The following is a 20,133-nucleotide window of genomic DNA, read 5'->3' as shown; positions in this document are numbered from 1 at the left end:
CAGGCAGGAGATACAAGCATGAGTAAGGTAATGTTAGGCATTGATACGAGCAATTACCGGACATCGCTGTGCTTGGCTCAGGAAGACGGCCGAATTGTTGCAGAAGCAAAACGCCTTCTCAAAGTGAAGGAGGGCAAACGCGGGCTGCAACAATCCGAAGCCGTCTTTCAGCATGTGATGAACTTGCCGGAACTAAGCGAGCAAATGAAGTGGAACGAATACGAGATCGAGGCGATCTGCGTCAGCGAAAAGCCGAGGCCCGTCGACCGTTCGTACATGCCGGTGTTCAAGGTAGGGGAAGGGCTGGCCAAATCGCTTGCGACCTACTTGCGCGTTCCCTTGCACCTGACCACCCACCAGGAAGGACATATTGCGGCAGGGGAGTACACAGCCGAAGAACGCCCGCAGCAGGACCGCTTTTTGGCCGTCCATCTGTCTGGCGGAACGAGCGAGCTGCTCTTGTGCGAGCGGCAGGCGGCCGGGTATGCGATTGAAAAAATCGGCGGCACGATCGACTTGCACGCAGGACAACTGGTGGATCGGATCGGAGTAGCGCTCGGGCTGGCTTTTCCGGCGGGACCGTATTTGGAGCAGTTGGCCAAGGAGTCGACAGGGGAATTTCGCATCGCCTCTGCGGTGGACGGCTTGGCCTTCAGCTTTTCCGGCCCGGAAGCGTCGCTGTTGCGGGCCATCGAGCGCGGCGAGACGAGCCATGCCGATATCGCCCGCGCAACCGAACAGTGTATCGCCAACACGTTGGAAAAAGTATTGCGTCACGCTGTCGAACAGGGCCATCCACGGGACATCCTGATCGTAGGGGGAGTCGCTGCCAATCAGTACATGCGCGAGCGGCTGATAAAGCGGCTGGAGCACCCTGCGGTCAAAGCCAAGCTGTATTTTTGCGACCCGGTTTACTCCGGCGACAACGCCTACGGAGTAGCGATGCTTGGATGGATGAAGCAAAAGACGAACATTAAATAATGATAAACTTTTTATGATTCGGCTTTACAGTTGCGAGCGAAATCGGTACACTAATGGTATCGACGTTTAAGAAGGAGGCTTTTTCTCCATGACTGCAACCATTCTCCAAGGAAAAGAAGTGGCAAAAAGCATTCGCGAAGAGCTCGCGATTGAAGTGGCGGAACTGAAAAAACAAGGCATTGTCCCTGGTCTGACTGTTGTGCTTGTGGGTGACGATCCCGCATCGCATTCGTATGTACGCGGAAAATCAAAAGGCTGCGAGGAAGTCGGTATCCACTCCGAGCTGATCCTCAAGGAAGCTTCGACGACAGAGGAAGAACTGCTCGCGATCATCCACGAGTTGAACGAAAATCCGAACGTTCACGGGATTTTGGTTCAGCTTCCTCTGCCGGCGCATATTTCGGAGAAGGCAGTCATTGCAGCGATTCATCCTGAAAAAGACGTGGATGGCTTCCATCCGATCAGCGTAGGCAACATGGTACTCGGCAATGAGACGATGCTGCCGTGCACTCCGCATGGCGTCATCGAGCTGATTAAGCGGACGGGAACAGACATCGCAGGCAAGCACGCTGTCGTCATCGGACGCAGCAACATTGTCGGCAAGCCTGTATCGCTTTTGCTGCAGCAGGAAAACGCTACGGTAACCATGTGTCACTCGCGTACGCAAAACCTGGAAGAACATACGAGAAGGGCAGATATTCTCGTGGTGGCGACAGGCCGCGCGCACATGATCGGCAAGGAGCACGTAAAGCCGGGAGCGGTCGTGATTGACGTCGGGGTAAACCGGATCGAAACCGGGAAGCTGGTCGGAGACGTCAAGTTCGACGAAGTGAAAGAGGTCGCCAGCTTTTTGACTCCGGTACCTGGCGGTGTCGGGCCGATGACGATTACCATGCTGCTGAAAAACACGGTCGTGGCAGCACGCAAGCAAGCGCAACTGTAGAAGAAGCATCGCAAGGAATGGATAGGGCCTGTGCTTTATCCATTTCTTTTTGCATCGGAACAAACAAGGGACTGAAAGGAGGAGGAGTGTATGGCTGCACCCAATATTTTGTCTGTCAGCGATCTCAACCGTTATATCAAGCTCGTGCTGGAAAGAGAGACGAATTTGCAGGACGTCTGGGTGAGGGGGGAAATCTCCAACTTCACGCACCATTCCAGCGGCCATATGTATTTTACCTTGAAGGACAAGACGTCGCGGATCAAAGTCGTGATGTTTGCCAGCTACAACCGCTTCCTGCGCTTTTTGCCCAAGGACGGGACGAAGGCGATTGTGCGCGGCTCGATTTCCGCCTTCGAACGCGATGGCGCCTATCAACTGTATGCAAAAGAGATGCAGCCGGACGGCCTTGGCTCGCTCTACTTGGCTTTTGAACAGCTCAAGGAAAAGCTCGCGCAGGAAGGTCTGTTTGCAGCGGAGCGAAAGCGCGTCCTCCCTCGTTTTCCGAAGCGGGTAGGAGTGGTGACCTCTCCGACCGGAGCGGCGATTCGCGATATTTGCACGACGATCCGCAGGCGATACCCGCAGGCGGAGATTGTGTTGTCGCCAGCAGTCGTGCAGGGGACGGACGCTCCGGCTTCGATCGTCTCGGCGATTCGCATTATCAACCAGCAACCCGACATCGACGTGCTGATCGTCGGCCGGGGCGGCGGCTCGATTGAAGAGCTGTGGGCCTTCAACGATGAAAGCGTAGCGCGAGCCATCGCGGCTTCGATGATTCCGGTCATTTCGGCGGTGGGCCATGAGACAGACGTCACGATTGCCGATTTCGTGGCCGATGTCCGTGCGGCGACGCCAACGGCAGCGGCGGAGCTGGCCGTGCCGCACTATCTGGAATGGGTGGAGCGCGTTCGGCAACTGGACATTCGCATGCAAAGGGCGGTGCGCAATCAGTTGGCAGAGGAACGCACCCGCCTGAACCGCCTGAGCAACTCGTATGCGATGCGTCAGCCGCAGCGGCGACTGGAGGAAGCGGCGGAACGGCTGGATCGGACGCATTTGCGGATGCGCCAGGCGATGAAGCATTTGATGGAGCGCAGGCGCGAGCGCTACACGCGGTTGGACGAGCAGATCAAGCGGTATCGGCTGGCGGATCAGGTCGGGGAACGGCGCAAAGCGGTTGCGACGATTCGCGCCCGGCTGGACGAGCGGATGCTGGCGCGGCTCAACCAAAAGCGGATGGCTTTTGCCTCGCGCATCGCGACGCTGGAGGCGCTCAGTCCGCTCGCGGTCATGAAGCGCGGTTTTTCGCTTGTGTACACGGGTGACAAGCTGGTAAAATCCGTGGAACAATTTGCTCCTGGCGACGAGATCGTGGTACGATTAAGTGATGGCAGTGCTACTGCACGAGTGGAACAGTTGAATCGGGAGGAGAAGCGCAATGGCTCGCAAGAAAACGGACCAAGAGACTGACATGCAGTTCGAAGAAGCGATGAAGCGGCTGGAGGAAGTCGTCGGGAAGCTCGAAGAAGGAGACATCCCGCTGGAGGAAGCGATTACGCTGTACCAGGAAGGGGTCACACTCTCGCGGATTTGCGGACAGAAGCTCGATGCAATTGAAGCCAAGATCATTCAGTTGGTAGAAGAAGACGGGCAACTGAAGCAGAAGGCTTTTCGCGTGGAAGGGGAATAAAGACACCGTGGATACATTCCAACAATATTTGGTGGAAAAAACGTCCTACATTGAGCAGCATCTCTTGCCTGCCCTGGAGCAGCAAGGAGTCCCGACCCAGTTGTACGAATCCATGAAGTATTCGCTCATGGCAGGCGGAAAAAGGCTGCGACCGATGCTGGTCCTCGCTGTGCTCGAAGCGCTGGACAAGCCGATGGAGCGCGGAGTCCCGTTCGCGGTTGCCCTGGAAATGATCCATACATACTCGCTGATTCACGACGACCTGCCCGCAATGGACGACGACGATTTGCGCCGCGGCAAGCCGACGAATCACAAAGTGTTCGGGGAGGCGACGGCGATTCTCGCGGGAGACGCGCTTCTGACGCGGGCGTTTGCCTATATCGCGGAGGCGTACCAGGAGCGCTCCGATGTGGCGCCAATCACGACTGTCAAGCTGATTGCCGAGCTGGGCAAACGAGCGGGCGCGACAGGCATGGTCGGCGGACAGATGGCGGATATCGAGGGAGAGGGCAAGCAGCTTGATCTGGAGCAACTGGAGTTCATCCATCGCCACAAGACAGGGGATTTGCTGGTGGCAGCCTTGCGCGGCGGCGGCTATCTGGCGGAAGCGAGCGAAGCGCAGATGGACGCTTTGACCCGCTACGGCGTCTGCATCGGACTGGCTTTTCAAATCCAGGACGACATCCTCAATGTAGAAGGGGACGCCGCGGAGCTGGGGAAAGCCGTTGGCAGCGACGCGGACCGGGAAAAGGCGACTTATCCGTCGTTGCTCGGGCTGGCTGAGTCCAAGGAAAGGCTCACCGCTTTGATTGCCGAAGCAAAGGCGGCTCTCGCGGATGCCGGAATCGAGCATTCCGCATTAAGCCCGCTGGCAGATTACGTGCAAAACCGGAACAAGTAATATAAAAGCTGGCATCTGCATGGGGATGCCAGCTTTTTTACGTATAGGCCGGTGTTTACAAGCGCTTGTCGTCCACGCTGTTCAACCACGCCTCGATGTCGCCGATGACCGACTGGATGCAGCCATCTTCAAACGGCGAGTACAGCTTCGCGACTTTGACCAGCTCCGTAAACGACTTGCTGCCGCCCTCCCGGCAGAGCGTCAAGTAGTCTGCCCACGCCTGCTCGGGATTTTCCTGAGCCCGCTTCCAGAACTGGAAGGCGCAAATTTGCGCCAGCGTGTAGTCGATGTAGTAGAACGGATCGCGGAAAATGTGCGATTGCTGCTGCCAGAAGCCGCCTTCCTCCAAAAACTCGTTCTCGTCGTAATTGCGGTACGGGAGGTATTTGCGCTCGATCTCGCGCCAGGTGCGCTTCCGCTCGGCCGGGGTCATTTCCGGCTGTTCGTAGACTGCATGCTGGAACTCGTCGACGGCGACGCCGTAAGGGATGAACAGCAGCGAGCTGCTCAGATGCGAGAACTTGTACTTGTCCGTATCTTCCTCGAAGAACAACTCCATCCACGGCCAGGTCAAAAACTCCATGCTCATCGAATGGATCTCGCACGCTTCATACGTCGGGAAGTGGTACTCCGGCACTTCAAAGCCGCGGCTGACGTACACCTGGAAGGCGTGTCCCGCCTCGTGGGTCAAAACGTCGATATCGCCTGAGGTGCCGTTGAAGTTGGCGAAGATGTAAGGCAGCTTGTACTTGCTCATATAGGTGCAGTAGCCGCCTGTCGCTTTGCCTTTTTTGCTCAGCAAATCGAGACATTCGTTTTCGAGCATGAAGCTGAAAAACTCATCGGTTTCCGGAGAAAGCTGCGCGTACATTTTTCTGCCGTTTTCCACGATCCAGTCCGGAGAGCCTTTTGGCGTCGGATTACCCGTAGCGAAATCGAAAGCCAAATCGTAATACTTCATAGTATCTACGCCGATCCGCTCGCGTTGGCGCTCGACCAGCTTGGTGGCGACCGGAACAATCTGTTCCTCGACCTGACGGCGGAAGCGGGCGACCATATCCGCGTCGTAATCGGTGCGGTTCAGCCGGGCATAGGCCAGCTCCACGAAGCTGTTGAAGCCGAGCTTTTTCGCAATGCGGGTCCGCACCTTGACCAGACTGTCGTAGATGCTGTCCAGCTTCTCGGTGTGCTGGCGGAGAAAATCGTACTTGGCTTCGTTCGCCTTTTTGCGCATTTTTCTGTCCGTCGAAGTCTGGAAGGGGAGCAGTTGCGGAAGCGTGCGCTCTTCGCCTTCGAACATGATTTTCGCGGAAGCCATCAGAGCGATGTACTGGCTGGCCAAACGGTTTTCCTCCTGCAAATCGGCGACGACCTCCGGGGAAAAGGTGGTAAGCGTCGTTTCGGCAATGCGGAAAAGCTGGGCTCCCCATTTTTGCTCAAGCTGGGAGCGGTAGGGAGAGTGGACGATGGCGGCGTAGTAGCGGGAGACGATGCCCTGATACACCGGACCCGCTTCGTCCCAGTAGTCCTGCTCTTCTTTGTAAAAGGGGTCCTCCGTATTGATCGTGTGGCGGATTTGCGCCACTTCTCGCGCGGATTCCACCTCTTGCCGAAGCTCGTTCAGCTTACCCATCACCTGGTCTTGCTCTTCGAAGCTTGCGGCCTGCTGAAACGCTTTCAACAAGCTTGTGAAACGTTCCTCGACATCTGTCATATCAACGCGTGTGTACGGTATTTGCGAGAACTTCACGGGGTCCACCTCTTTTTTCTCGAATGGATTGATCCATTTTATTTTACCAGAAGTTAGCAGCCGTTGCGCACAAGATTGCGAGTGTGGATCAAAAGTGGTGTTTTTATGAAGAAACCGTTATAATGAATCAAGTTGAAATTAAGCGGAGTATAGGCTCCAGGCCACAACGAAGAAGCCTAGTTTTCCATGTGGTGGATTGAATTGCAGCATGCACAATCGCCGGAGAACGAACAGTGGAAAGTGAGGAATACCAATGCTGCTTACTACCATAAATGATCCTCAAGACCTGAAAAAGTGCAATTCGCAGCAGCTTCATACGCTGGCATCCGAAATCAGGCAGTTTCTCGTCGAGACGCTCTCAAAGACGGGGGGACACCTCGCGCCGAATTTGGGCGTTGTCGAGCTGACGCTGGCTTTGCACTACGTGTTTAACAGCCCCAAGGACAAGCTGATTTGGGATGTCGGGCACCAGGCATACGTACATAAAATGCTGACAGGACGCCGGGATATGTTCCCTACGTTGCGCCAGTACAAAGGGTTGTGCGGCTTCCCCAAGATGAACGAGAGCCCGCATGACGTCTGGGAGACCGGGCACAGCAGCACATCCTTGTCCGCTGCGATGGGGATGGCGACCGCCCGCGATCTGAAAAAAGAAAAAAACCACGTCGTGGCGATCATCGGAGACGGGGCGCTGACGGGCGGCATGGCGCTGGAAGCGTTGAACCATATCGGGCACGAGCGCAAAAACGTCATCGTCGTGTTGAATGACAACGAGATGTCCATCGCGCCAAACGTGGGCGCTTTGCATAACTACCTGGGCAAAATCCGCTCCACGGAAAACTACCAGTGGGCCAAGGACGAGGTCGAAGGGCTGCTCAAATCCATCCCGGCCGTAGGCGGCAAGCTGGCCTCAATCGCCGAGCGCTTCAAGGACAGCATGAAGTATTTGCTCGTATCCGGCGTTCTATTCGAGGAACTGGGCTTCACCTACATCGGGCCGATTGACGGCCACAACATGGAGCTGTTGGTCGATACGCTGAAAACGGCCAAGCAGACAAAAGGCCCGGTACTGATTCACGCGATTACGAAAAAAGGCAAAGGCTACGCTCCGGCAGAGGCGGATTCCGTGAAATGGCACGGAATCGGCACGTACAAAATCGAGTCCGGGGATACGCCGAAGTCGGCACCGACCTACACGTCCGTCTTTGCGGAAACGATGATCGAGCTGGCTGCGGAAGACAAGTCGCTCGTGGCAGTGACCCCAGCCATGCCGGCAGGCTCCGGCCTGATTCCGTTTGGACAAAAATACCCGGACCGCCTGTTTGACGTCGGGATTGCCGAGCAGCACGCTTGTACCTTTGCGGCTGGCCTTGCGACACAAGGTTTGAAGCCGGTGCTTGCGATTTACTCGACGTTTTTGCAGCGGGCGTACGACCAGTTGATTCACGATGTAGCGAGACAAAAGCTGAACGTCGTGTTTGCGGTCGACCGGGCAGGACTGGTCGGGGCGGACGGGGAAACCCATCAGGGCATGTACGATATCGCGTTCATGCGCATCATTCCGAACATGGTCATCATGGCGCCAAAGGACGAAAACGAGCTGCGCCACATGATGAAAACGGCGTTGGCCTACAACGAAGGGCCGATCTCCTACCGCTACCCGCGCCTGCCAGCGCGCGGCGTGCCGCTGGATCGGGAGCTGCAAGTGTTGCCGATCGGCAAGGCGGAGATCGTCCGCGAAGGAAAGCAAGTGGCGATCCTCTCGTTTGGCCATGTATTTGAACTGGCGGAGCAGGCAGTCAACCAGTTGAATGCGGAAGGAATCAGACCGATGCTCGTCAATGCCCGCTTCTGCAAGCCGCTCGATGAGGAGCTGTTGTTCAGGCTGGCGAAGGAAGGCTACGACATCGTCACCGTCGAGGAAGGCTGTGAAATGGGCGGATTCGGCAGCGCCGTCATCGAATGTTACAACCGCGCGGGCTACCACGGCGTGAACGTGCAGGTCGTTGCCGTTCCGGATTATTTTGTCGAGCATGGCAGCGTAAAAGAACAGCGTCAAGAGGTCGAGCTGACCGTGGAGAACATCGCTTCCCGGGTACGCGCCTTGATGCCGATATCGAAGGGTGTACTGGAAGCATGAGTGTGAGAAAAGAACGAGTCGACGTATTGCTCGTCGAACGGGGACATTTTGAAACCCGGGAAAAAGCGAAAGCAGCCGTCATGGCTGGGCTGGTTCAGGTGGCGGGAGAGCGCTGCGACAAGCCAGGCACCAAATTTGCCGAGGACGTCGCGATTACGGTCAAAGGCGAGGTCCATCCGTACGTCAGCCGCGGCGGGCTGAAGCTGGAAAAGGCGCTGAAAGTGTTTGGCATCGACTTGCACGACAAAGTCATGATGGACATCGGAGCCTCGACAGGCGGATTCACCGACTGCGCCCTGCAAAACGGCGCCCGCCTCGTCTACGCGATTGACGTCGGCTACGGACAGCTCGCGTGGAGTCTGCGCCAGGATGAGCGAGTCGTCGTCATGGAGCGGACCAACTTCCGCCACATGGACCCGGAAGCCTTCGAACAGGAGCGTCCGGACGCCGCTTCCATTGATGTTTCCTTTATCTCGCTGCGCTTGATCTTGCCCGTCCTGTACCGCTTTTTAAAAGAAGGCGGAGACGTAGTGGCCTTGGTCAAGCCGCAGTTTGAGGCAGGCAAGGACAAGGTCGGAAAAAACGGGATTGTGCGGGAGCCGGAAATACACGAAGCGGTGTTGACGGACATCGGGCAATTCGCCAGCGGCCTTGGATTTGCGCTGAAAGGATTGGACTTTTCGCCGATTACGGGCGGCGAGGGCAATATTGAATTTGTCATGCATGTGGCAAAAAGCGAAGGCGGCATGGACGCCGAAGCGTGGCTGAAGCTCGTCGGCGAGGTTGTCGCGCAGGCCCATGCCAAATTGAAATAGGGACAAAAAACAAAAGCCTCGGGAGTTTTGTTGCAATCGAGGCTTTTTATTTATGCATGAAAAGTTGTATACTTGTATAAGGATTTCCAACCAACCAGTTTGGGGTGGACCATGTGAAAAAGATAGGAATCATTGCAAACAAAGGAAAGCCCGAGGCACGGATCGTGGCGCGGGAGCTCGTCTATCTGTTGGAGGTACGGGGAGCGCACGTATTTTTGGACGAAACGATCGCATCGGATTTGGGGCGCGCCGAGCTGGGTGCTTCCATCGAGCAAATCGGCAGCCACGCTGACCTGGTCTGTGTGCTCGGCGGCGACGGAACGCTGCTCAGCATCGCCCGCAAGCTCGCCGGACGATCGATCCCCATTTTCGGGATCAATCTGGGCACGCTGGGCTTTTTGTCAGAAGCGGAGCCGGAGCACCTGCCTCACGCCGTAGATAATCTGCTTTCAGGCAAGTACAATATCGAAGAGCGCGCCATGCTGGAAGCGTCATTAGTCCGCAAAGGCAGCACGCTGGGTACATATACCGCGATGAATGACATCGGGATCGCCAAAGGCTCTTTTTGCCGGATCATTCAATGCGCTGTCTACTCGGATGACGAATACGTAGCTACGTTCAGCGGAGATGGGGTCATCGTATCGAGTCCGACCGGATCTACCGCCTATTCGCTGTCTGCGGGCGGACCGATTGTGGCCCCGAATGTGGACATGCTATTACTGACTCCGGTGGCGCCCCATTCGCTGACGGCGCGGCCGATGGTGTTGTCGGGCAATCAGACGATTCGCGTAGAGGTCGATGCCATCCACCAGGAGATGGGGCTGTCCATCGACGGCCAGTTCGGTTACCGGCTGGAGGGCGGCGATCAAATCTACATCAAAAAGTCTCCGTGCGTCACTCCGCTCATCAAGTGGAAAAAGGGCAGCTTTTTTGAAGCAATTCGCACGAAACTACAAGGGGAATGGGAGTAATCCATATGAACAAGGGGCAACGACATATCCGTATTCGGGATATCATCAGCAACCAAGAGGTGGAAACTCAGGATGAACTGGTGGAGCGACTGCGCGCTGCAGGGTTCAATGTTACGCAGGCGACAGTATCCCGAGACATCAAGGAATTGCATCTGGTGAAGGTGCCACTCCCTGATGGGCGATATAAATATTCCATGCCTGCTGAACAAAAATTCAATCCGCTGCAAAAGCTCAAACGGATGTTGGTCGACTCGTTTGTCAGCATCGACCAGGCCGATCACTTCATCGTGCTGAAAACACTTTCCGGCCATGCCAACGCCGTAGCGGAGCTGATTGACAACCTGCCTTGGGAAGAGATCATGGGCACGATCAGCGGGGACAACACGATCCTGATTATTTGCCGTTCCAAGGAAAATACAGCGGAAGTCACCAAGCGCTTTATGGAAATGCTGTAGAAGGTGGGCGCAACAGATGTTAGTGGAACTCTCTATCCGTAATTTTGCCATCATTAAATCGGTCACTGTCTCTTTTCAGCGCGGGCTGAATATCCTCACAGGGGAGACGGGGGCCGGAAAATCCATCATTATCGACGCGCTCGGGCTGCTTCTGGGCGGTCGCGCCTCCGCAGATTTTGTCCGCTATGGCGAACAGCGCGCAGAGGTGGAAGGGCTGTTTGAACTGCCGCCTGGCCATCCGGCGCTCGCGGTGTGTGCCAACGTCGGCGTACAAGTCGAGCAAGATGGCATGCTCGTCGTCCGCCGCGACATTTCCAACCAGGGCAAAAGCATCATTCGCCTGAACGGGCAGATGGTGACGCTTGCCATGCTGCGCGAGCTGGGACCGTGGCTGGTCACGGTGCACGGACAGCACGACACGCACATGCTGATGCAGGCGGACAAGCATATCAACTGGCTCGACGCCTACGGCGAGGCCGCGCTCGGAGCGGCGAAAGAGGAGTACGGCAAGCTGTACGCCGCGTACCGGAAAACGAAGCAGGACCTCGAACGGATGGCCCGCAACGAGCGCGAGCTGGTGCAGCGCATTGACCTTTTGCAATACCAGTTGGACGAGATCGAAGCGGCTGCGCTTTCGCCGGGCGAGGACGAAAAGCTGATGCAGCAGCGCAAAAAGTGGATGAACATTGAGAAGGTTTACGCGACCGTCCAGGATGCGTACCGCTCGCTGCACGGCGATCAAAAAGGCATGGACTGGCTCGGACATGCGATGAGCGAGCTGGAGCGCGGGGTGCTGTACGAGGAGCAGTTGGCTCCGATTCTCGAGACGGTGCAGACGGCGTACTACCAGATTGAAGACGTCGTGCACAAGCTGCGCCAGCTCTCCTACCACCTCGACTTTGAGCCGGAGCAGCTCGCGGAAGTGGAGCGCAGGCTCGATCAGATCCAGTCCTTGAAGCGCAAGTACGGAAAAAGCGTGGACGACATTTTGGAGTACGCGGCAACGATTTCCGACGAGCTGGACGAGATGCACCATTACGAAGATCGGCTGCAACAGGTGGAAAAGCGCCTGCAAGAGCTGGCAGCAGACTTGGCCGTAGAGGCGCTGGAGCTGTCCGTCATTCGCCAGGAGTGTGCGACGAAGCTCGCCCGCGAGATCGAGCAGCAGCTAAAAGAGCTGCACATGGAACGGGCGCGCTTCGCCATTGACGTGCGCCAGACCCCTGACGAGGAAGGGGTAGAAATCGAAGGGATCAAGCGGCACGTCGACGCGAACGGCATGGACCAGATCGAGTTTTTGATCTCCCCGAACCCGGGCGAGCCATTGCGCCCGCTGGCCAAGATCGCTTCCGGCGGGGAGCTGTCGCGGGTGATGCTGGCGATCAAAACGATTCTCGCCGGAACCGATCAGGTGGAGACGCTGATTTTTGACGAGGTCGACACAGGGGTAAGCGGAAGAGCGGCGCAGGCGATTGCCGAAAAGCTGGCCCGTGTCGCCCAGAAGCGGCAAGTATTGTGCATTACGCACTTGCCGCAAGTAGCATCCATGGCCGATGCTCATTTTCTCATTAAAAAGGAAATGAGCGAGCACGAGACGAAAACGGTCGTGACGAGGCTCTCGGAGGAGGAGCGGGTGACCGAGCTTGCCCGCATGCTCAGCGGGGCGGAAGTAACGGCGAAAACAGAAGAACACGCGCGCGAGATGATTGTCCTCGGCCGCGAAAGAAAGGCTGTCAACTGATCCGGGTTGGCAGTCTTTTTTTGACGCAAAAAAGTTTGCAAAGACGCTGGCAGGTGAGGGATTTTCCTGACATAATCCGCTTGGCTGGGGGCAACATTAAAAGTACACAAGGTGGAGGTGTCTCTTTGTAGGTGTAGGTAGGGAACGGTAGGAGTGATTGCTGGTGATCCGACAAAACAAAAGAAAATGGATGGGAAGTCTCCTTCTCCTCATCACGGCGCTTGTCGTGAGTTCCACCCCGTTTCGCGATCTGTCCTCCTTTCCCCGTGAATTGCGTTTGATGGAAGGGTCCCTTGAGCAACTCCGGGTCTCCGTGCCGGTGATGGGCACGCTAATCAATAGCAATCCTGACATTTTGCACGTCAACGGGACAGAAGCGCGCGAAGTATCCGTTGATTTGAGCCAGCCGATGTCGGTAGAACCGCGCAGGGCTGGAGAAGCCGAATTGCAGGTAAAATGGCGAAACATTCCGCTGACGGCTGTAAAAGTAAATGTGCTGCCGGACCTGCGGTTGTACCCTGGTGGGCAATCGATCGGGGTCAAGCTGCAAACGGCGGGTGTTCTCGTTGTCGGTCATCACCTCGTGGACAATGGCAAAAGCAAGGCTTCCCCTGGCGAGCAGGCAGGCATTCACGTTGGTGACATGATTGTCAAAATGAATGATCTGTACATCAATGACATGAACGAAGTAAAGAAGCTGATTAACGAAGCCGGAAAAAAGAATAGCCCGGTGCAGTTGCTCGTCGTGCGCGGGAAAGAAAAGCTGAATCTGACGCTCCATCCCGCCAAGGACCAAAAAGACGGGGAATACCGGATGGGACTGTACATTCGCGACTCAGCGGCTGGCGTGGGCACTTTGACCTTTTACGATCCCAATTCCAAGGCGTACGGCGCGCTGGGACACGTCATTTCCGATGTCGATACGGGCCAAGCCATCGTGGTAGGGGATGGCCAGATCGTCCAGGCGAGCGTGACGTCGATCGAAAAAGGACAGAGCGGCAATCCGGGAGAAAAATTCGCCCGCTTTTACAACGAAAGCGAAGTGCTGGGGAACATCACCAAAAACACGCCGTTTGGCATCTTCGGCAAAATGAAAGACGAGCCAAAGCGCAGCTATTACCGTGAGCCGCTCCCTGTAGCGCTCGCCGAGCAGGTCGTGGAAGGTCCTGCGAAAATCCTCACCGTCGTCGAAGGACAGAAGGTGGAGGAGTTCGATATCGAGATCGCCAACGTCATCAAGCAGCATTTTCCCGCAACAAAGGGCATGATAATCAAGGTGACGGACAAACGTCTTTTGGAAAAGACAGGCGGCATCGTACAAGGAATGAGCGGTAGCCCGATCATTCAAAACGGCAAGATTGTAGGCGCCGTCACGCATGTCTTTGTCAACGACCCGACATCGGGCTATGGCTGCTACATTGAATGGATGCTGCAGGATGCAGGCGTGCAGGTGCGCAACGCCCCGCAGTCGAATGCCAAAGCCGAACAGGCTGCCTGAATACGAAGAGACGAGCCGTCACGCAAACGAAGCGAGGCGGCTTTTTTCCATGGCACCATGCGCGCAAGACCGTAAGCTTCAAACCGTCGCCATAAGCATAACCTTCCACTGGAACGACGTCGGCTTGCATGGTAAAGTCATGGAGGCTTATGACGAATAGATGAAAAATGAGGGGATTCTTTGTCGAAATATCAGTAAAATCATTCAATCTTTCGTCATTGGCAGGAATGAATATGGCTTTGTCGAATTATTTTTCTCAGAGAAAAAGATGGTATGGACTAATCGTTTGTAGAAATGGAACCCCCTAGAACGCCACCTTCTTTCCAAAAGACCGTCCATTGTTAGGAGGAACGACCTTGAGCAAGATTGAAGTGTTGTTGGCAGATGATAACCGAGAATTTGTAAGCCTGTTGGAAGAGTATATCAGCAGCCAGTATGACATGAACGTCATCGGTGTCGCGTACAACGGCAATGAAGTTGTGCGCTTGCTGCAGGAACGGGTACCGGATGTACTGATTTTGGACATTATTATGCCTCACCTGGATGGACTCGCCGTCCTGGAGCAGATCCAGGCCATGCGCTTGAGTCCGCAGCCCAAAATTATTATGCTGACGGCATTCGGACAGGAAGAGATTACGAAGAAAGCGGTTGAACTGGGAGCTGCCTACTACATCCTCAAGCCGTTTGACATGGAGGTCCTCGCGCAGCGCATCCGTCAAATCATCACGACGAAGCCAGCCTCCTCCTTCGTCACATCGGTCAAGCCGCAATCGACTCTGCAAGTGCGCGGCCGCAACCTGGATGCAAGCATCACCAGCATCATCCACGAGATCGGTGTGCCTGCCCACATCAAAGGCTATTTGTATTTGCGCGAAGCCATCACGATGGTGTACAACGACGTCGAGCTGCTCGGCTCGATCACCAAAGTCCTGTACCCGGACATCGCCAAAAAGTTCAACACCACCGCAAGCCGCGTCGAGCGTGCCATCCGCCACGCCATCGAAGTCGCCTGGTCCCGCGGAAATCTCGATTCCATCTCCAGCCTGTTTGGATACACGATTTCCAACACGAAGGCGAAGCCGACCAACAGCGAGTTTATTGCGATGGTCGCGGATAAGTTAAGGATTGAGGCGAAGATTAGTTAGGCGCAATATAACAACGTTTTTAAACAATGGCTGATCGGTCTGTTCCCGTAAATTTTGCGATCATTTGCGGGGACGTTCTGACAAACTCGATTCCTGCCATTCCGAAAACGTGTGAGGAGTTCACTTCCGTAAATCGTGAACTTCACGTGATGTATCGTTGAGCCGAGTCTAACCGAATACACGTTCGAAAGCAAACGTTGCCTGAATGGGATGACGTTTGCTTTTTTGTCTCTGTACTTTAGTATGTGAAAGCGCGGGGCACACGCCATCGCGTCTGCGGAAGAAAATGCGAACGCTATCTCGTTTTAATGCAGCAAAGTGGCGGTGTGGGCAAGCGCGATCCCTTGGTACAAATTCGGGCGAATGCCGTGATTTCATCCGCAGTAAACTCGACGAGCGAAACATACCGCACGAAGTTACAACGTTACCGGAGGCGCTCAGCTTGCGGTGATGCTTTCCGGACTTGCTGCCAAGGTTGTGCGGTCGGGTGTGTAGTTCATTGACTGCCGATCATTCTCGCCCGCATGGTATCATAAGGAAAGGAATACAAATGGAGGTTTGCCATGAAACGTGCATGGTACATACTCGCAGCTTTTGCGGTATGTACACCCACCGAGCGGAGTGAAAATCCGATTAGGGGGTGTTTTTTTATAAGCGCAAAGTTATCGAAGGAAAAAGAACGGTGGGAAATGAAAAACGCCATTAGGCCGTGCTAGCCTCGCACTTGGATAGCCAGCAAATAGAACGTTCCTTTGAATCAAGTCGATTCATTGGGGGTTTTTCGTTGTAAACAAGGAAGATTGGACAGTGGGCAGTACAGTATAGGCAGCGCCGCTTCGCACGAGTCAATAAACATCATGAACATGAACCTTCGAAGACCACACTGCAATGCCCGAGCGAATTAAAAGGAAGATGTTGACAATGACAAAATCAACGTAATAATATTTAGTTACGTAAAAATATAATTTTATGGAGGCCCGATACAATGGAAATTTTCAAGGGAGTAGAAATGCTACACCTAGACTATCATGGATACGAGATTCACCCCGTCCTTTTGTCGGGCCAAGACATGGCTGTCCTGATAGACACGGGCTTCCCGGGACAAATAGAAGAATTGCGTACGGCCATGGAAAAAGCGGGAGTCCCGCTTACCAAACTGAAAGCCGTCATTTTGACGCATCAAGATGTCGATCATATCGGTTGTCTTCCTGAGATTTTGCAGGAGTGCGGTCATCGTGTGCAAGTTTACGCGCACGCACTCGACAAGCCGTATATTCAGGGAGAAATCCCGCTTGTCAAAGACGCGCACCTTGAAAATCCGCCGAAGGGCAGGGTAGATCATACGGTGGTGGACGGCCAGGAGCTGCCGTTTTGCGGCGGGATTCGCGTCATTCATACGCCGGGTCACACGCCCGGGCACATCAGCCTTTACGTCAGGCAAAGCAAGACGCTCATTGCCGGGGATTCGCTGTACAGTGTAAATGGGACGCTCGCAGGGATTCACGCCCCGACGACCCTGGATATGCACGCAGCTCGCCTCTCGTTGAAAAAGTATGTAGACCTCGACATTGCGTCTGTGGTTTGTTACCACGGGGGAGTGAGCAGGGGGAAAGTGAAGGAGCAGATCGCAGGAATGATCCAGGGAGAATGACAGGGAAGGAACGAAAAGCCGGTGACACAGCAAAACCATCTCACAAGGATGGTTTTTTTGTTTTGCTATTGTGGAAACATGTCGTGGTTATTTGCTTGTTGCAGGCATCGCGTTTGGAATTTTGCTGGGACTTGCAAAGGGAATCAGATTCTGGATTGATTCCATTGCCCAAGAGAAACTGCGACGCTCCGGCATTGCGGAAATAGACAAAATGGACGGCAGGCAGTTTGAACATTACCTTGGACTGCTGTTTCACTCACAAGGATACAAAACGACCGTAACAAGGGCAGCAGGCGATTACGGCGCTGATCTCATTCTGGAACAGAATGGACGGAAGGTAGCGGTCCAGGCGAAGCGATATAGTAAAAACGTCGGGATCGATGCCGTTCAGCAAATTGTGGGGGCACTTGCTCACTATGGAGCAAATGCAGCATGGGTTGTCACTAACAGAGATTTTACAGACGCCGCCTACAAGCTGGCCGCTTCAAATGGCGTTCGATTGATAAATCGCGAGGCGCTGATTGAAATGATCCAGCGCATGAATCCTGCGGCAAAACCAAACCCGAAACAGGTGAGGGCGCAGTTCCCGCAACAAAAGCTGCAATGCGATCGCTGCGGTAGTCAAATGGTCGTACGCAAAAGTACAAAAGGCGAGTTTTACGGATGCAGCAGTTTTCCAAAGTGCAGGAATACGAAGGCAGTTTAAAACGATAGCGATTATGGAGCAGGCGATATATAACCATAACTGAGTGGCTAGGGTTTAACCATGAAGGTGCTGATATCAATCGCCAAGAGGTTTAGCCAAACAGCAGCCACGTATAGCAGACCATCGTCTTCTGCGCGATTGAGGTCTGCTGCGTCAGATAGTAATTTCTGCTCCATCTTCAGCCAGTACCAAAATATTCGCCATGAAAATTCCGCCTACGGTCACCTCTTTTGCCTAACGCAGAAGTCCGTCCCAGTGTCACTGATTTCCACCCCCCTCACCTATCATTGTAAAAAAAATAAAAACATAGCAAAATCTCGCCGCCAATGTGCCCCAGTCGCTTGAACGATGCCAATAAGTATGTACAATAGAGAACATACTCCTAATTAAGAGCGAGGAAGGTGTTGCAACATGCGCAATTTGGATGAAATTCTCGCATTTAACCGTGAATTTGTAGCGAATCGTGAATATGAAAAATATCAAACGACCAAGTTTCCCGACAAGCGCCTGGTTGTTCTCTCCTGCATGGACACGCGTCTGGAGGAGTTGCTGCCCAAGGCGATGAACATGCGCAACGGCGACATCAAGCACGTAAAAAGCGCCGGAGCCATCGTCTCTCACCCATTTGGAAGTATCATGCGCAGTATTCTCGTGGCGATTTATGAACTGAATGCCGAGGAAGTGATCGTCGTCGGCCATTACGACTGTGGGATGAGCGCCATTGACAGCAAGCGGACGATGGCGAAAATGCTGGAGAAAGGCGTCTCTGCCCAAACCTTCTCCACCCTCCAGCACGCAGGGATCAATTTGCACAAATGGCTGCACGGCTTCGACCGGGTGGAGGAAAGTGTGCGCAACAGCGTGGAAACGATAAAAAAACACCCGTTGCTGCCGGCTAACGTCGACGTTCACGGCCTGTTGATCGATCCGGAGACAGGGCGCCTGGATGTCGTCGTAAATGGCTACGAGCGAACGGAAGCTAGTGAATGATCCAAAGCTTGTCACAGTCTCACGTCGAACCTTTTTGCATCGTTCGATGAAGTGGCTGGGAGGATTGGTGGGACTCGGGCTTGTGGCAGGTACATACGGCTATGCATGGGAGCGCACCTGGCTGCAAATCGAGCGGGTGACGCTTTCGCTGCCGCGACTTTCGAAAAGCTTCGACGGCTGCAAGCTGGTACAGTTCAGCGACGTCCACCTGGGGCACTATTGCAAGCCCGAGCAACTGCAAGGCATTCTCGACTTGATTCAAAACGAGCAGCCGGATATGATCTGCTTTACCGGCGATATCGTGGACCTGGAGACACAGTCGTTTTCCGCGGCTGTTCCGATGCTGGCCGAGTTGCAGGCGCCGCTTGGAAAATTTGCGGTGCTGGGCAACCACGACTACCGGGCGGGCCAGCAGCATGCGATTCGCCAAGGCTGGGCTGCCGCTGGTTTTGAGGTGTTGGACAACCGACATGTGGCGGTCGGCAAAAATGGCGACAGTTTGTACATAGCCGGAATCGACGACGCGCTGAACGGCGTGCCTGATCTGCCGAAGGCGCTGGTCGGGATTCCGGAGGCGGCCAGCGTCATCCTTTTGGCGCACGAGCCGGACTTTGCGGATGAAGCGGCTCGCTATCCTGTCGATTTGCAACTGTCCGGGCACAGCCACGGCGGGCAGGTGCGGTTGCCGTTTGTCGGGCATGTCCTGACGCCCAAGCTTGCGGCGAAGTACGTCAAAGGCTTGTACCGCGCAGGCGACAACCAGATGCCAGTGTACGTGAACAGAGGGCTGGGGACGACGATTTTGCCTGTCCGTTTTTTGTGCCGACCCGAATTGACAGTCTTTACTTTGCATCAATAAGCATCTTTGATCCATTGGACGAATTGCTGAAAAGCTTCGTCCTCTTTTTTTTGATGCAAATAGGCGATGAGAGTTGGGCGCTGCAGCGTGCCTTCCGCGATGTCGTGGGCGACGAGCCTGCCTTCCGCCAGTTCGCGCAGGATCGTTCGTTCCGGCAGCATTGTGATCCCGAGCTGGCGTTCCACCATTTTTTTGACCGCGCTGAAGCTGTCCAGCTCCATGATGACGTTGGGAAACACGCCGTTTCGCGCGAGAAAATGATCGATGCGCTGGCGGTAGGGGGCGGTATGGTTGCCGAACAAAATCATTTCCTGCGCGCCCCAGCTCGCAAAGCCCGGAAAGCGGCTGGCCCAGGGATGCTCGGGTGCCATGACGAGCAAGATGCGGTCGCTTGGCAAAAATTCCTGGTGGACGTGCGGATGGTACATCTCGCTGCCGAGAAAGGCGATATCGGCGGTGCCTGTCAACAGGGCGCTGAGCGACTCCTCGTACAGTGTCGAGCGGACGTAACAGGTAAAGCCGGGGTTCGCCTGGCGGTATTCGCCGATCAGGCGGGGCAGCTCGTAGGCGACAAACGCTTTTCCGGCGACAATCGTCATGGATTTCACCTGTTCTTTTTGCTCCATGAACGAACGCATCTGCTCCACGATGTTCGCCGCGATCGGCAGCAGGCGGCGTCCTTCCCCCGTCAAGCTCACACCGGAGGCGGTCCGCACAAACAGCGGGCTGCCGATTTGCCGCTCCAACTGCTTGAGCCGATGCGTCAAGGTCGATTGGGCGAGAAACAACGCCTGTGCCGCACGATTGATCGACCCGTGATGAGCGATCGTCAAAAAAACTTCCAGGCTTTCTTTGTCCACAAGAAACCCTCCTATTCAAAAACTCGATAACTGGTTA

The 20,133-nt window shown here is 54.9% G+C and carries 18 protein-coding genes; 16 read left to right on the top strand and 2 right to left on the bottom strand.

The window, feature by feature from the left end; translation table 11 throughout:
* Window positions 1-18 precede the first annotated feature (18 nt).
* The 5 genes from M655_RS16225 (at window position 19) to M655_RS16205 (ending at window position 4,515) form a co-directional block, all read left to right on the top strand.
* Complete coding sequence (locus M655_RS16225) at window positions 19-981, top strand: Kae1-like domain-containing protein (RefSeq protein ID WP_025843727.1); 963 nt, start codon at window positions 19-21, stop codon at window positions 979-981.
* Between the two features lie 88 nt (window positions 982-1,069).
* Window positions 1,070-1,924, top strand: coding sequence for a bifunctional methylenetetrahydrofolate dehydrogenase/methenyltetrahydrofolate cyclohydrolase FolD (folD, locus tag M655_RS16220; protein WP_005827289.1), 855 nt, complete (start codon window positions 1,070-1,072; stop codon window positions 1,922-1,924).
* Window positions 1,925-2,014: 90 nt separating this feature from the next.
* Window positions 2,015-3,394 (top strand): exodeoxyribonuclease VII large subunit, encoded by a 1,380-nt coding sequence (xseA, locus tag M655_RS16215; protein WP_007785592.1) that lies wholly within the window; start codon window positions 2,015-2,017, stop codon window positions 3,392-3,394.
* Window positions 3,363-3,614, top strand: a complete 252-nt coding sequence (gene xseB, locus M655_RS16210; RefSeq protein WP_005827293.1) for an exodeoxyribonuclease VII small subunit — start codon at window positions 3,363-3,365, stop codon at window positions 3,612-3,614. The genes xseA and xseB overlap by 32 nt, the downstream gene beginning before the upstream one ends.
* Window positions 3,615-3,621: 7 nt before the next feature.
* Complete coding sequence (locus M655_RS16205; RefSeq protein WP_025843728.1) at window positions 3,622-4,515, top strand: polyprenyl synthetase family protein; 894 nt, start codon at window positions 3,622-3,624, stop codon at window positions 4,513-4,515.
* A gap of 55 nt (window positions 4,516-4,570) precedes the next feature.
* Here M655_RS16205 and M655_RS16200 read toward each other — a convergent pair whose 3' ends face one another.
* Window positions 4,571-6,265 (bottom strand): M3 family oligoendopeptidase, encoded by a 1,695-nt coding sequence (locus M655_RS16200; protein ID WP_025843729.1) that lies wholly within the window; start codon window positions 6,263-6,265, stop codon window positions 4,571-4,573.
* Window positions 6,266-6,518: 253 nt separating this feature from the next.
* On the opposite strand from M655_RS16200, the gene dxs reads away from it, so the two are divergent.
* The 11 genes from dxs to M655_RS16145 all read left to right on the top strand — a co-directional run bounded on the left by dxs (window position 6,519) and on the right by M655_RS16145 (window position 19,236).
* Window positions 6,519-8,405 carry a 1-deoxy-D-xylulose-5-phosphate synthase gene (gene dxs / locus M655_RS16195; RefSeq protein WP_026557065.1) on the top strand — a complete coding sequence of 629 codons (1,887 nt, stop codon included), beginning with the start codon at window positions 6,519-6,521 and terminating at the stop codon, window positions 8,403-8,405.
* The gene (locus M655_RS16190) at window positions 8,402-9,220 is read left to right on the top strand and encodes a TlyA family RNA methyltransferase (protein ID WP_005827298.1); all 819 of its coding nucleotides are present in this window, start codon (window positions 8,402-8,404) and stop codon (window positions 9,218-9,220) included. The genes dxs and M655_RS16190 overlap by 4 nt, the downstream gene beginning before the upstream one ends.
* 113 nt (window positions 9,221-9,333) lie before the next feature.
* On the top strand, window positions 9,334-10,191 hold the full coding sequence (locus M655_RS16185) for an NAD(+)/NADH kinase (RefSeq protein ID WP_005827300.1): 858 nt from the start codon (window positions 9,334-9,336) through the stop codon (window positions 10,189-10,191).
* Between the two features lie 5 nt (window positions 10,192-10,196).
* Entirely contained in the window at window positions 10,197-10,646 is a 450-nt protein-coding gene (gene ahrC, locus M655_RS16180; RefSeq protein WP_005827301.1) for a transcriptional regulator AhrC/ArgR, read from the top strand.
* A 16-nt stretch (window positions 10,647-10,662) separates the two neighbouring features.
* Window positions 10,663-12,387, top strand: coding sequence for a DNA repair protein RecN (recN, locus tag M655_RS16175; RefSeq protein WP_005827302.1), 1,725 nt, complete (start codon window positions 10,663-10,665; stop codon window positions 12,385-12,387).
* A 163-nt stretch (window positions 12,388-12,550) separates the two neighbouring features.
* A complete protein-coding gene (spoIVB, locus tag M655_RS16170; protein ID WP_005827304.1) occupies window positions 12,551-13,885 on the top strand; it encodes a SpoIVB peptidase in 1,335 nt (444 codons plus the stop codon).
* Window positions 13,886-14,241: 356 nt separating this feature from the next.
* Entirely contained in the window at window positions 14,242-15,030 is a 789-nt protein-coding gene (spo0A, locus tag M655_RS16165) for a sporulation transcription factor Spo0A (protein ID WP_005827306.1), read from the top strand.
* 985 nt (window positions 15,031-16,015) lie between these two features.
* The gene (locus M655_RS16160; RefSeq protein ID WP_007785582.1) at window positions 16,016-16,681 is read left to right on the top strand and encodes an MBL fold metallo-hydrolase; all 666 of its coding nucleotides are present in this window, start codon (window positions 16,016-16,018) and stop codon (window positions 16,679-16,681) included.
* 70 nt (window positions 16,682-16,751) lie between these two features.
* A complete protein-coding gene (locus M655_RS16155; protein ID WP_286085839.1) occupies window positions 16,752-17,387 on the top strand; it encodes a restriction endonuclease in 636 nt (211 codons plus the stop codon).
* Window positions 17,388-17,798: 411 nt separating this feature from the next.
* On the top strand, window positions 17,799-18,377 hold the full coding sequence (locus M655_RS16150) for a beta-class carbonic anhydrase (RefSeq protein WP_005827311.1): 579 nt from the start codon (window positions 17,799-17,801) through the stop codon (window positions 18,375-18,377).
* 67 nt (window positions 18,378-18,444) lie between these two features.
* Window positions 18,445-19,236, top strand: coding sequence for a metallophosphoesterase (locus tag M655_RS16145; RefSeq protein ID WP_007785578.1), 792 nt, complete (start codon window positions 18,445-18,447; stop codon window positions 19,234-19,236).
* Here M655_RS16145 and M655_RS16140 read toward each other — a convergent pair.
* Window positions 19,230-20,096, bottom strand: coding sequence for a LysR family transcriptional regulator (locus M655_RS16140; protein WP_005827315.1), 867 nt, complete (start codon window positions 20,094-20,096; stop codon window positions 19,230-19,232). The two genes, M655_RS16145 and M655_RS16140, sit on opposite strands and share 7 nt — an antisense overlap.
* Window positions 20,097-20,133: the final 37 nt, after the last annotated feature.

Source organism: Brevibacillus sp. NSP2.1 (genome assembly GCF_000470975.2).
GTDB lineage: Bacteria > Bacillota > Bacilli > Brevibacillales > Brevibacillaceae > Brevibacillus > Brevibacillus agri.
This window is presented reverse-complemented; position numbering and strand designations above follow the sequence as displayed.